At 41.8% G+C, this 13,251-nt stretch carries 15 protein-coding genes; 9 read left to right on the top strand and 6 right to left on the bottom strand.

The window, feature by feature from the left end; all coding sequences use genetic code 11:
* Nucleotides 1–476: 476 nt before the first annotated feature.
* On the bottom strand, nt 477–932 hold the full coding sequence (locus GZK95_RS20320; protein WP_075706491.1) for a dCMP deaminase family protein: 456 nt from the start codon (nt 930–932) through the stop codon (nt 477–479).
* An 861-nt stretch (nt 933–1,793) separates the two neighbouring features.
* On the opposite strand from GZK95_RS20320, the gene azu reads away from it, so the two are divergent.
* Nucleotides 1,794–2,246: an azurin gene (azu, locus tag GZK95_RS20315; protein ID WP_075706492.1), complete on the top strand. Its 453-nt coding sequence runs from the start codon at nt 1,794–1,796 to the stop codon at nt 2,244–2,246.
* A 40-nt stretch (nt 2,247–2,286) separates the two neighbouring features.
* On the opposite strand, the gene GZK95_RS20310 is transcribed toward azu, so the two are convergent.
* The 3 genes from GZK95_RS20310 to GZK95_RS20300 form a co-directional block, all read right to left on the bottom strand.
* The gene (locus GZK95_RS20310) at nt 2,287–2,817 is read right to left on the bottom strand and encodes a hypothetical protein (RefSeq protein ID WP_075716160.1); all 531 of its coding nucleotides are present in this window, start codon (nt 2,815–2,817) and stop codon (nt 2,287–2,289) included.
* Nucleotides 2,810–3,349 (bottom strand): YaeQ family protein, encoded by a 540-nt coding sequence (locus tag GZK95_RS20305; protein WP_075716161.1) that lies wholly within the window; start codon nt 3,347–3,349, stop codon nt 2,810–2,812. The genes GZK95_RS20310 and GZK95_RS20305 overlap by 8 nt, the downstream gene beginning before the upstream one ends.
* 137 nt (nt 3,350–3,486) lie before the next feature.
* Nucleotides 3,487–3,696, bottom strand: a complete 210-nt coding sequence (locus tag GZK95_RS20300) for a cold-shock protein (protein ID WP_075650916.1) — start codon at nt 3,694–3,696, stop codon at nt 3,487–3,489.
* A 943-nt stretch (nt 3,697–4,639) separates the two neighbouring features.
* On the opposite strand from GZK95_RS20300, the gene GZK95_RS20295 reads away from it, so the two are divergent.
* The 6 genes from GZK95_RS20295 (at nt 4,640) to GZK95_RS20270 (ending at nt 8,452) form a co-directional block, all read left to right on the top strand.
* Nucleotides 4,640–4,987 (top strand): NADH:ubiquinone oxidoreductase, encoded by a 348-nt coding sequence (locus GZK95_RS20295; RefSeq protein ID WP_075706495.1) that lies wholly within the window; start codon nt 4,640–4,642, stop codon nt 4,985–4,987.
* Between the two features lie 212 nt (nt 4,988–5,199).
* Nucleotides 5,200–6,366, top strand: coding sequence for a D-alanyl-D-alanine carboxypeptidase family protein (locus GZK95_RS20290; RefSeq protein WP_075706496.1), 1,167 nt, complete (start codon nt 5,200–5,202; stop codon nt 6,364–6,366).
* Nucleotides 6,367–6,639: 273 nt separating this feature from the next.
* A complete protein-coding gene (locus tag GZK95_RS20285; protein ID WP_075706497.1) occupies nt 6,640–6,984 on the top strand; it encodes a helix-turn-helix domain-containing protein in 345 nt (114 codons plus the stop codon).
* A gap of 166 nt (nt 6,985–7,150) precedes the next feature.
* Nucleotides 7,151–7,825, top strand: a complete 675-nt coding sequence (locus GZK95_RS20280) for a DUF3313 domain-containing protein (RefSeq protein ID WP_075716162.1) — start codon at nt 7,151–7,153, stop codon at nt 7,823–7,825.
* Between the two features lie 128 nt (nt 7,826–7,953).
* Complete coding sequence (locus GZK95_RS20275; RefSeq protein ID WP_075706499.1) at nt 7,954–8,169, top strand: DUF3820 family protein; 216 nt, start codon at nt 7,954–7,956, stop codon at nt 8,167–8,169.
* A gap of 37 nt (nt 8,170–8,206) precedes the next feature.
* Entirely contained in the window at nt 8,207–8,452 is a 246-nt protein-coding gene (locus GZK95_RS20270) for a hypothetical protein (protein WP_075716163.1), read from the top strand.
* A 61-nt stretch (nt 8,453–8,513) separates the two neighbouring features.
* Here GZK95_RS20270 and GZK95_RS20265 read toward each other — a convergent pair whose 3' ends face one another.
* Entirely contained in the window at nt 8,514–9,299 is a 786-nt protein-coding gene (locus GZK95_RS20265; RefSeq protein WP_083626394.1) for an AraC family transcriptional regulator, read from the bottom strand.
* Nucleotides 9,300–9,395: 96 nt separating this feature from the next.
* Here GZK95_RS20265 and GZK95_RS20260 point away from each other — a divergent pair, with 96 nt between their 5' ends.
* On the top strand, nt 9,396–10,532 hold the full coding sequence (locus GZK95_RS20260) for a multidrug effflux MFS transporter (RefSeq protein ID WP_075716164.1): 1,137 nt from the start codon (nt 9,396–9,398) through the stop codon (nt 10,530–10,532).
* An 81-nt stretch (nt 10,533–10,613) separates the two neighbouring features.
* Here GZK95_RS20260 and GZK95_RS20255 read toward each other — a convergent pair whose 3' ends face one another.
* Nucleotides 10,614–11,288, bottom strand: a complete 675-nt coding sequence (locus GZK95_RS20255) for a tRNA (adenine(22)-N(1))-methyltransferase (protein WP_075716165.1) — start codon at nt 11,286–11,288, stop codon at nt 10,614–10,616.
* Between the two features lie 743 nt (nt 11,289–12,031).
* Here GZK95_RS20255 and GZK95_RS20250 point away from each other — a divergent pair.
* Complete coding sequence (locus GZK95_RS20250) at nt 12,032–13,234, top strand: aromatic amino acid transport family protein (protein ID WP_075716166.1); 1,203 nt, start codon at nt 12,032–12,034, stop codon at nt 13,232–13,234.
* Nucleotides 13,235–13,251: the final 17 nt, after the last annotated feature.

Raw genomic sequence — 13,251 nt, 5'->3', positions numbered from 1 at the left:
ACAGGAGTGGTGAAAATGTTGTAATTTTTATGTGGCGGGAGTGTAATGGCTGAATACTTATTCTGCTAGCAAAATTAAATTTGCTCCTACTTGGGATATTGTCCCTTCTTAGTGGCAACCCATGAACGAAAACTGCGCAGAAAAGGTAATTGACATTTTAGAACTTGCTGACTTTTTTCGTAAGGAAAAATACTTACCCGACATATAAATGTAAGGCTGAGAAATTTTATTTGTGTTTTAGTGATAATAATCACTAAATCAACGTTTTTAGTAAAAATAAAGAGCTGAATATATGGTTTTATCAGTCTAATAGTGACGAACATTAACTGCTTCAGTGCCTTACGCCTAGATAAGATGAATAAATGTGATGCGGTTAACGTTTTTTAAAGTGGTGTGTCGGAGGGAAAAGGTAGGATTTGGTTTGATAGCTCGTAAATAGAGGCGCTCCAAACGACAGCGCCTCACTATAGTGTCAGTTAGCGCGCAGATCCTCCGAGCTCATCTAGAGGCAGCCAATTTACTTTGACACCGGCTTGTAAGAACATTTCTTGGCTCACAGAGATCTTGTCTCCCCATCGGGATAGGAAATCTTCGGTTTGCTCAGGACAATGTACGGCAGAAATCCCAGTTTGAATGATCTTGGCGGCACAGTTTGGGCAAGGGAAGTGAGTAACCCAAATTTCACAGCCATCAAGATCCCGTTTAGCAAACAGAATTGCATTTTCTTCAGCATGCAAAGTCTTAAGATACTTCATTTCTCGGTCATCAGTGATGGCACTGTCTGAAATACCATGTGGGTAGCCATTAAAACCAACCGACACAATGCGGTTTTGCTTCGTAATCACTGCTCCAACTTGCGTTGACGGGTCTTTACTCCAAGAGCCAACAAGTTCTGCCATTTGGTAAAAACGTTGTGCCCATTTTGAGATCATTTCATTTCCTCAGTCTGATCTACCCAAGCGACTTGGATAGAGTTGTACATTTTTTGATTTTTCATTCTTCATATTATCCCACTTTTTAACGGGTTAGTACCTTGTTTGGTAAATTCCCCCCAAGTTGTACTTAGAATCTGACCTCGTTATTTGCAAAAGGAAGGGATAACTGCCTGTTGAATTTGTAAGAGATTTCTCACAAGCGTGTGCGAAAGTTGATGTTTTACTCTAGTGTATATTACCCGCAAAAATATTAAATCATTGTTTTATATTGATTTTTATCTATTGCTGAACTTGATGAGGTCTATTTTTGGCGCTAGGTTGATTGTAGATGATGAGCAAATGACGTAATTTAAAGGTGTCGGCAGGAAGCGGACACGGAACAGGAAAGACCCAAGGATAGGTCATCTTCAGGAAGAAGATATAATCGTCGCGGATTGACGGTTAGCAAGGAATGCAAAGGACACCGCTAGGACAGCGATGTTAAGGAAGTGCTGAAGGATACAGCGTACTATCATGGAATAGATGCAGGGAGCACCTATTAGTAGCCGGATGCTGCGAGTAAGAATAGACCCCGCTAGGCAAATGCCTAGCGGGGTTTTCTTTTGTCTCTCACTTGGTTAAATCCATCATGTATTGAAGTGCAATGAGCCACATACAACTCATCAACAGGCTTGTTGAACTGAATTATTTCCCGTTCTATTCGTAGAAACTCTGACAACAGACATTCTGTGTCTGACCTTTCGGTTATGTTCGATGGTAAATAAAATGATGCTCAAGTGTTAATTGAGAGCTTTGCATCAGTAAATAATTATCGATAACACTATAATATGCTTAGCTTTCACATAAGGAGATAAATAGATGAAACTTCGTTACTTGCTTTCTACTTTGGCTATCGTTACTGCAGCATTTTCAGCTCAAGCAAGTGCTAGCTGTGAGGTGACAATTGAAGCAAATGATATGATGAAATTTTCTACGGATATGATTTCTGTTCCTGCCACCTGTGAAGAGGTTTCGATTACTCTTAAACATACAGGTAGTCTGCCAGCAGCCTCAATGGGTCATAATATTGTGATCACAGATACCAGTAATGTGCAGGGAGTAGGCACTGATGGTATGACAGCAGGTATTGATAATAGCTACATCAAACCAGGCGATGAGCGTGTTTACGCATTTTCTAAAGTGATTGGTGGCGGAGAGCAAACCACACTAACATTTGATACGTCGGCTTTCACTCCGGGTGGTGATTATACATTCTTCTGTTCTTTCCCTGGCCACTGGGCAATTATGAAAGGTAAGTTCGAGTTCAAATAATCGGCTCTGGTTGCGAAAAACGCCTCGATTGAGGCGTTTTTTATTGAAAGATTTTTTTCAACCAACAGAGTATAGGATTGGTGAACTGAGTCTTTTGACCGCGAGCTAAGTAAAAGCTTGCCATAAATTCACTTCTGAGTTGCTCTGCATTGCCGCCTTGAATGCCGACCAACATCGTAGCACTATTTTCTGCATGATCATTTGCAAGGCTGAAATCCATCGCCAGATAGCCCTGAAGATAAATCCAGATATGCGTAATGAGCAGAAGTAGTTGACCATCTTGATATTGAAACTTAGCTGCGTGTGATTCGCCTAGTTCCTGTTTAAAAGTACTGTTCATTGCGCGAACAGAGTCTTTATCAGCTTCAATTTGGCTCAGTACTTCAATATGAGCTTTGGTCAATACGCCCAATAAATGATGGTGAACGTCAGTCTCTGGCTTTACTTGCTGTATTTTCGCAAACAACTTGGCATTGTTTTTTTCAAATAGCTGCCAAGTCGTCGAACTAAAATCGAGTACCGTTAGTTGCGTGGCTCCGATTTGTTCAAGAGCCTGTTGTAAGCTAATCATGGGCCTGTAGTGTTTCCCATACTATTTCGTGTGAGCCTTCACTACCGTCGACAAACAAACTATTGCCAGTAATCAGAACAGAGAGATCCATTCCCCTTTGAACTTGGGTTGCCAATGACTCAATGGCATCACCATCAAACTGGTAAATATTGACTGGCAGTGGCGCGATTTTGGTTTTTGATTGGCTCCACCAAACATCAGACTTGGAATTGAAGGTATAGATCTGCACTTTTCCTGCCAACCGTGACGCTTTCTTAATTCGGTCTACAGAGGGCTCGCCAACCTCCACCCAATGCTCAATCGTTCCATCGAGTGACTTTTGCCATAAGTCTGGCTCCTCGATTGTAGATAAGCCTTTGGTAAACACCAAATCGGGAGAGGCATTAAGGCAGTACGCTAATACTCGTGCCATCATTCTTGTTACCGTTTCAGATGGATGAAGAGCAATGGTGCAAGTTAGAGCATCATAATAATCACGATTTGTGTCAGAGAGCGCGATACGGAATTTATAGATCGTTGGTTTAAGAGCCATAGATATTACTCAATTTGCCGTTAGCGAATGCCTAACGGAAAGCCATTTTAATATGGGCACGATGTTTTCAAGTAGTGCAACCAAAATAAAAATAGCCAGCTTAAAAGCTGGCTATTAAAATCTATTTTGTCGACAAATTAAAGAACTTTAATGTTCTCTGCTTGTGGACCTTTCTGACCTTGAGTAATGCTGAATTCAACAGCTTGGCCTTCAGTTAGTGTACGGAAACCGTCACCTGTGATTGCACTGAAGTGTGCGAAAACATCTGGACCATTTTCTTGCTTGATAAAACCGAAGCCTTTAGTTTCGTTGAACCATTTTACTGTACCAGTCACTGTATCTGACATCTGTCTTTCCTTTGTGTTTCACTGTTTCGCCTAAAGTGGCACGGATAGCGTGGAAAAGGAGATTGCTATTGCGCACGACGTTACGGCAGAAATACTCGAGTTCCAACGAAACGGCGTTCTAGACAAGAACCGTTTTCTAGCTACTAACCAGTCTAAGGTTTAACCAATCTAAGTCAATAAAATTCCAATGATATTAAACGAATAATTTGAACTAAATATCGACATTGGAAAAATTTACCGGAATTTAATACTGAAAAACTTACGTTGGTCACAATTCTATGTTTGTCGGAACGATAACTGCATGACAAAATTATCGCACGAACGTGATTTGCATAACAAATATATCGTCAAACACACACGGTCTAAAAATATGGAATAGAGAATAATTTTAAAATATATCTCTATTGAATGGTTATTTTATAATATTAACCTGCTAGTGAGGTTGAAATCAGAAATGTATTGATTGATGTGTTTTAACTAGCTTGCCAACAACTCGCGCTTTGGGGGCCAGTCACCGGCGTGATTTTTACGTCAAACTACTTGAAAATAGATGACTGTTCCATGTCGCGGTTTTCTTTGTACTCGTGCCCGTGACAAGGCTTTCAACCCTTTATCTTGACGTCACTTGAGTCTCGATATGGGCTTTAAACTGATACCTACTGTTTAAAGTTCACATTTTCATAAAATTTGTTGATTGATTTCGTTGTTAAAAATGAGGTTGATTTAGATACATATGATAGGAATCTCTATTTAACTCCATGATTTTTAGTTGGATTGCAAAGGTCAATTGTTAATAAAATGTTATTATGCCGCATGTATTAGTTTTTTTGTCACAATGGCTTAAAATTTAGCACTTGAAATCTACGCTTTTGGTGAGAAAATATCCGCAAAATGAGTTTTCATTATTGAAAGGATGCTTTAACCACTTTCTAAGGCGACACATATGAAACTAGTTCTGATTCTAATGGCATCAATCTCCGCAGGTGCGGCATCGGCTGACCATATCCACTCTTTTATGTTGGGTTTATCTGTTGCATCTTTAGCGGTGGGGAGCTGCTACTGGTTTGCTTTTCGTACTACTCGCTTCCCAGAGTTTGCCGTGTTTTTACTAATATGCGGTTTGTTTTCTAAACTGGCTATCACCATTGCTGGAGTTGCATTCGGAATTTCTCAAGCACTAATTACTTCGCCGTTCGTATTTGTGTTGTCTTATTTATTCTTCTCCTTAGTGGTGAGTTATTTATGGTTTGCTTACCGAGACTCAATTACTAAGTCACCACAAGCCGCATAATAATATTTATCCGAGAGGCCAGCTTTTTAGCTGGCTTTTTTATTTCTCGAGATAAAAGTTTCGACCAGCGCATCATAATCTGTCTAGTTGCATAATCTATTTCACAATTCTTTGCCTCAAATCTTGTATAACAGTAACTAAGCGTAACAGAGAGGCTGAAACCACCTACGCTTTGAATATACTGGAATCATTCTTTTATTTGGTAGATCGCCATGGATAGTAAACGTTTAGTACAGTCTGCGTTGTTAGTCAGCGCATTGAGTTCATCGCTCGCGTTAGCAGCGCCTTCGATTACTCCGGATCCTCCTGTTCTTGGAGCGAAAGGTTACATATTGATGGACTACAATACGGGTCAAGTATTGGTGGAGAAAAATGCGCATGAGCGGTTGAATCCTGCCAGCTTAACTAAGCTAATGACGGCGTATGTTGCAGGACAAGAGGTGAATTCTGGCAATGTCACTTTGAATGACCGAGTGACGATAAGTAAAAATGCTTGGGCAAAGAATTTCCCTGATTCTTCAAAAATGTTTATTGAAGTGGGCACGTCAGTTGCGCTGATGGATCTTTATCGAGGTCTGATCGTCCAATCAGGGAACGATGCGAGTGTGGCAATTGCGGAGCATGTTGCAGGAAGTGAAGGTGCATTTGTTGGGTTAATGAACAGTTGGGCGAAGCGACTTGAGTTAGATAACACCGCATATACCAACCCGCATGGTTTGGATAGTGAAGGTCTTTACTCAACCCCTTACGATATCGCCCGGCTAAGCCAAGCGATTATTCGCGACTTACCGACCATCTACCCACTTTATAGCGAGACATCATACTCTTACAACGGCATTACTCAGTACAACCGGAATGGGTTATTGAGAGATCGAAGTTTAAACGTTGATGGCATGAAAACTGGTTACACGAGTGGCGCGGGTTATAGTTTAGCAACCTCGGCAACCAACGGTGATATGCGCTTGATATCGGTAGTGATGGGCTCAAGCAGTACAAAAAGTCGTGAATCTGAGAGTAAGCAGTTACTGAGTTATGGTTTTCGTTTTTTTGATACTGTGCAAACCAGCGAAGCGGGCGTGCCAATCAATGAGGCTCGTTTGTGGATGGGAGAAGTCGACACCATTCAGGTTGGAACCAGCAAAAACATCTACATTACTCTGCCAAAAGGGGATGTGGGTAAGGTTAAAGCTGAACTTGTGTATCACGGTGATTTAGTGGCACCGATAACATCGGGTCAAGTGCTTGGAGAAGTGCTTTACACAGTCGATGGAACCGAAGTGGCTAGGGCTGATCTGACCGCATTGAACGATGTCGACGAAGGTAGTTTGTTTAAACGCATCATAGATTGGGTGAAGAAGTTAGTTTCAAGCTGGTTCTAACCATCGGCTCGGTTATCAACTAGGTGAGGTATCGGCTCACCTAGTGTTTTTTCATTCCTACCATCAGTTTTATTGCAGTGTTTTTTGAACCTGTGGCACGCCTTTACCTTTCTTGCCCTAATTATTAACTGCCGTTTACTTTGCACTGACATTCTCATTGGATAGTTCGACACAATCCGTGTCTAAAGATTGAATACTTGAGCCGTGGAAACAACACGCGGACTCGAGACAATAGTCGTTTAAGACTACGCAGTGTAGAAATAGGAAACCATGATGGAATTTACCGCAAAAGATAGCGAAGCCTTGTATCAAGTATGGATGTCACAAAAATCAAAGATGCGATTAACACAAATGGAGTTTGCTAAAAAACTTGGAATGAGCCAACTTGAGTTTTCAAGCATTCTTAGAGGCGAGCGTCCGCTCTCAATGGCCTTTGTTTCTCGTTTTTGCAATTTGCTTAATTTGGAGTCAGACCGCGTGATCCCATCATTACGTTCGAAGCCCGATGTCAAAGAGGTGTACTTAGAGAGCCGAATGACGGTCGACGGTGAAATAAAACGTGCTTATATTGAAGGTAATCAGGTGGTTGTCGAATATCTCCATCGTGTCACTCATTAGTTGGCTAGAGTGGAAACCAACGCGAGTCCTTTAATCGCATGATCCTCTGTTCAATAACATATGGCAGAACAATATCGTAAATTGATGATATCTTCGCCACAAGCCGTGCAGTTCAATTGTTTATGGAATATCATTCTCTATATTTTTTGTAGTAGGGAATGATGAAATGAAGCTGATTAGATTGATTCTGGTTGTTGCTGCCTCGATGTGGTTGGTCGCATGTGCCTCTGGTCCGATCGCGAAAGCAACCAAGTTTACTTCGTACGAAGATTTTCGCCCCGGCCCAGAAGGCGGCGTTGACTTAGTGTGGGCGAGACTTGGTTTGCGAGACCAAGAACGATTGCAAGCAAAGTTGTCTCAATATGATTCGGTGGTCATTGACCAAATTTTTGTGGTTGTGGAAGACAATAGTGTTGATGATGACGATGTGAACGAGTTAACTCAATATATGGTGGATCGAATCACGCAAGTCATCTCTCCCTACAAAAAGGTGGTTGATCAACCTACGGATAAAACCTTACGTTTGAATATTGCGCTGAGTAATGTCGAAACACCCAACCCCATTTTGGCGGTCACAAGCAGCGTGTTGCCATTTGGTTTAGCGATGTCAACTATATCCAAAGTGACCACGGGAGAGCATACCAATGTCGGTAGCGCGAGTATTGAGCTTTTGGTGAGTGATGCAAGTACGGGACAACCACTGTTTGCAGCTATAGATCGCCAAGCAGGAAACAAAGACTTCTCGACAATCATTGATTCCTTAGATGATGCGAAAGATGCGATGGATTATTGGGTCGAACGTCTTGCGGTCACGCTAGAGCAGAAAGAGAACCAAGCCTAGTTGTGAGCACCAAGGGACGATGAGCAACAGATTTGTGGAACTCCACTTACGTTACTTATTACTCGGCTTTATTGGTGTTGGCGACAATGGTATTCTCTGGCGATTAATCATGTCCTATCAATGATGCTATGTTAGAAAAAGAGAACTTGCTTAAGTTAGCTCGTATGCAAATGCCATTTGGCAAGTACGCTGGCCGCGTTTTAATTGACTTACCAGAAGAGTACCTGCTTTGGTTCGATAAAAAGGGCTGGCCAAGTGGCGAACTGGGAGAGTTGCTCAAGCTCTGTTTAGCGCTCAAAATTGAAGGTTTAGACAGTGTCGTCAAGCCGCTTAAACGCATGTAACCCGCCACAGAAAATTCTTACAATTAAAAGACTTACTATGAAATTAGATATCAACGCCTTGAAACATCACCAATTGGTTGAAGATGGCCAACTAGAGGGTTGTTTCCTTCATCAGCCGGCTCAAGGTAGCCAGCCTGACGATAAAGCGGTCTTGGCAGAGCGCCAAGCTTTGGAAAAGATGGGCTACAAGGTAATACAGGTTCAAGCGAAAGGCGGGTCAACTACCTTTGCCGAGGCGATGCAAAAATTTGCCAAGAAAACGGCTCATCAGCCTAAAGAGTAAGCGACCACAACCTGCCATGTTGTCACTTTTGTTAGTGTCCATAAGGGAGGATCCAATATTCCTACTTAAGTGGATCTGTATGGTTTTTCATGAAACATAGTGGTGTCTTTCCGGTCAGTTTCTTGAAAAAGGCAATGAAAGCACTGTCAGAAGAAAATCCTAGCCAATGAGCGGCATCACTGACTTGCATTTCTCTAGACAGTAATTCAATGGCTTTTAGGAGGCGCCATTGTTGTCTCCAGTCTTGATAGGACATTCCCGTCTCTGCTTTGAATAACCTGGTCACTGTCTTAGGACTTGCACCTATTGACTGCGCTAGTGTGGTTAGAGACGGTACCAAAAAAGATTCTTGCATCAGTTGTTGGTAGAATCTTTTTAATCGACGATCTGACGGCAGAGGTAATTGGAAAGAATGACACTTAGCCTCATAAAATTCTTCCCAAAAAAGATCCGTCGTCTTTTTCATTTCATTTTCAGGTTTATCCCATGCCCACAGTGCCATCTTATCAATCAGGGCTTTAAGCACAGGGTTCACTTCTATTGTCGTCATGTCACTAGGGCATTCGAAAACTGAGCAATCAAAATATAGCGAACGATAAGCCACCACGTTGGTCATCATCGCTTGATGTTGGGTATGTGCTGGAATCCAAACAGCTTTTGTTGGAGGTAAAATGCAGATTGAGTTCTCTAAAGCGAAGCTCATGCATCCTTGAGATGCATAAAGAAGTTGACCTTTCTTGTGCTGGTGCATTCCCGAGTCGTGCCTACCAATGTCGGCCGCTATCCCTACAACACAAGCTGTCAGTTTATCTGCATCGAACAGAGTGTGTTCATCAATAATTGCCATTTGTCCGAATCTTGTTGTTTTTAGTATTAATGTTGTTAATAGGTAAAGAATAGCCTCATTTATACTTTGCGCCAAGTTCATTGATGAGGACACAAGATGAAAACAAAACCTTCGTTATTGCTTATGGTTGTCATGTTGATGTTTCCGCAAATCGTGGAAACCATTTACAGCCCGGCTTTGGCATCGATTGCTCAATCATTTTATGTAAGTGACGCCCAAGCAGCTCAAACGATGTCAGTTTATTTTTTAGCCTTTGCTATCGGCGTTGTTATTTGGGGAGTGTTGGCAGATAGACTTGGCAGACGCCCAACAATGATTATTGGTCTATTTATATATGGTTGTGCTTCTTTGGTTGCTATGCAAACAAAGAGCTTTGATGTCATCATGATTGCAAGAGTATTTAGTGCATTCGGAATTGCTGTTTGCTCTGTTGTGACACAGACTATGCTTCGCGATACGTTTAGTGGCGCGGAGCTAGGCAAGGTGTTTAGCCTAATGGGGATGGGGATCTCTATTAGTCCCGTAGTAGGAATGCTATTAGGTGGTCAACTAACGGCAGTTGGCGGTCACCATTATGTGTTCCTTGCTCTATTTGCTTTGGCACTAGTACTATTTCTGTACAACCTGTTTAAGCTTCCTGAAACTCAAAAGGAAAGCCCGCGCATGCAGCTAGGTAGCTTAAGTGTTCGTATGCTGAAAGATTCGCACATATGGTTGTCAGGATTATTGATTGCATTGTACAACATTGCACTATTCTCTTATTACCAGCTTGGCGCATTTACTTTTGGGGAATTAGGCTTTAGCCCCGCTCAATTTGGTTACAGTGGTATCGTATTGGGGTTTGGGACATTACTAGGCAGTTACTTAAACAAAGCTCTACTTTCAAAACTGGTGTCACAACGGTCACTTTTACAGTTATCCGCAATGCTGTTAATTTCTGGAGCTATAGGGGTATATACCATATCTGATTCTATTTGGTTTGTGGCACCAATGATGTTAGTGGTGATGTCCTTTGGTGTTGCGATACCAAACGTACTGACAGCTGCCTTAATTGATTATCAACAGGATGCCGGTAGTGCCGGTGCTCTATTTGGACTTCTGTATTATCTGTTGATTGGTGGAGGTTTAGGTCTAGCTGGTGGGATTCACCATTTAGGGATGGTACTCATAGTATGTGGGGGCGTGACGGTATTGGTGACGTTAGTACACCAACAATTGCAAAGAGCCTATTAATCGTATGGAGCAAAGGATGTGCGCAATAGGGAGTGCAACAACCACTTATAGCACCAAAAGACGCAGACAGCTTTGCTGCGTCTAAATTTCAACGGCTTGATAGTAGCGAACAATGTGTTCGACTGTTTTTTTGCTTCCAAACTGGATGCGTTGATAGTGAGCTAAGGTTTTTTCTAAGTACTCCCTGACTTCTACCAATTGTTCGGTTGTTTTTGTCTGCCAGAGTTTGTCGCCAACTGGAGCAACCAGAGTGTTCCCCTGCAACTCAGTCGAGGCATAAATGATTTCGTAAAATCTTTGATTCTCTTTAATTAAGCATTCATCGATTAGGCCGCATTTTAACCTGCGTAAACTTTGGCGCAGCGTAAACTGATGGTGCACAGGGCAAAGCAGAAAATCGATCTTCTTAGTGGGGTTGCTTGTGATTAAGTTCTCAACAAATTGCGTCATGAGATCGCCACCCACGCCAGCAATTATAACTAGGTGAGTGCCAGAAAGTTCACCAAGAGGCAGAGTGGAAACATCCTGACAATGGATATGCCACTTGGATGCTGTAAGAGTAGGGAAACGTTTTAACTTAGCTTCAAGTTGTTGCATTAAGGTCGGTACGATATCGACAAAATGGATGTTCGCTGCCGCCTCACGTTTGAGTAGCGTCGCACCCAATAACCCGTGGTCACAACAGCAATCCCACACGTGATCGTAGTTGCCGCTAACCAGTTGCTCAATTCGTTCTAGTCTCTTACTCAGTTTCAATGGGTGTTCGCTACAAAATTTAAAACCGACGTATTGTAATGATTTTCTTTTGTTTGGCTATAGCGGTTATCAGTGGGAAATCTTTGTTGGAGTGAGGTGAGTAAGAAGTGTATTGCATAAAGAACATGTCAAAACCAAAAAAACGTATTCCTTACTCAGTTGCGGATTGAGCAAGTGATGATTCTAGAACGACTGGCTGCTTGTCGGTTTTGACATTCACTGATGGTGGTTTTATAAAATACTTCAATTGTTGCTTTATTTTTCGATAATTATCGGGTCAGGATAAAAAACTCAAATCTTGAAGATGAATATTTCTATATTTTGTACGATAGATGACCGAAAAGAAATGTAAATATTTCTTTAACGACCAGTTCTCAATTAATATTTTGGTAAATAAAATATACCCCTATTTCTCATTTTGATTGTGTAAATATACATAAAAGGTCTTGAAAAACGGTCTGTAAAAAGTTTTGTACATTCCAAACGCAAACGATGTACATGGTAAAAGTGTTCGCGAAGTCCCATTTACCTGCGTTGATGCAAATTTCAACACTGAATGCTAGGTATTCACCTCTTACTTTTTTAATTAAAAGACTTGTGATCTCTCACTTTTTAATTATTTATCGTGTTGTTTATTATATACAACATAGTCAATTATCTTTATTCCTCTTACTCTTTCCTCCGTTGGAAATGCTCTATTTAATAAGTGTCAGTACCTACTGTTAATAATAAAAAGGCAACATATGGAAATAACAACAACAACTCCAAAAAATAGCACCTCCAAGGTGATTGGCGGCGGTTTGATTATCGCTGGCACATCAATTGGTGCTGGTATGCTTTCTATCCCGCTGATGTCATCAGGTCTGGGTATGGGCGTATCTGTGCTATTGCTATTCGGTTTTTGGGCACTTATGACTTACACGTCGATGTTAATGTTAGAAGTTCATCAACATGCTGATAGCTCTGCAACCCTACATACTCTTTCGACTCAATTTTTAGGTAATGCTGGTAAGATCACCGCGACAATCGCAACGTTTATGTTGCTGTATGCGTTGTGTGCTGCGTACGTAGCAGGTGGTGGTAGCAACATGGCTGACCGTCTGTTCCAACTTACCGGTATTGAGATTCCTGCTTGGTTGAGCTCTATTATCTTTGTTACTATCGTCGCGGCACTTGTTGCAGCAGGTACGGCGCTAGTTGATAAAGTAAACCGCTTCCTATTTGGCGCAATGATGATTGCAATGGCTGCGGTACTGATGTTCCTAAGCCCGAACATTTCTGGTACTTTGCTAGCGGCTTCTCCTAAAGGTTGGGGTCTATTCTTTGCTGCACTACCAGTAATCTTCACATCGTTTGGTTTCCACGGTTCTATTCCTTCAATCGTAACTTACTTCGAAGGTGAGACTAAGAGCCTACGCGTAGCGATGCTTATTGGTTCATGTATCCCTCTAGTTGTATACCTATTCTGGCTTGCATGTACGCTTGGCGTAGTTGAGCAAGACGTCCTTATGGAGAATGGTGAACTAGGTAAGATGATCGCTATTCTTGGTGAGACTCTAGGTAGCTCAAACATTGCGGTAATGATCGGTCTATTCGCTGACTTGGCACTGATCACTTCTTTCTTGGGTGTTTCTCTAGGTCTATTCGACTACCTACGTGATACAACAAAAGACAAGCTAAAAGGCAACCGTATCTCTGTTGCTATGGTAACTTTCCTACCACCACTAGCTTTCGCTTTGTTCTACCCACAAGGCTTCATCATGGCACTAGGTTACGCTGCAATCGCTCTAGTAGTAATCGCAATCTTCCTACCAGTTGCTATGACTATCAAGTCTCGTCAAGTACACAAAGAAGAGAACTTGTACCGCGTTAAAGGTGGTCCAATCGCAATGGGTCTAGCAACTCTATGTGGTGTGATCATTATCGTTGCTCAGTTCGCTGCTTAATTCGGCACTGACAGGTC

The organism is Vibrio panuliri (assembly GCF_009938205.1).
Taxonomy (GTDB): domain Bacteria; phylum Pseudomonadota; class Gammaproteobacteria; order Enterobacterales; family Vibrionaceae; genus Vibrio; species Vibrio panuliri.
Note: the sequence above shows the minus strand (reverse complement) of the source record. Positions and strands in the feature narration are given on the sequence as shown.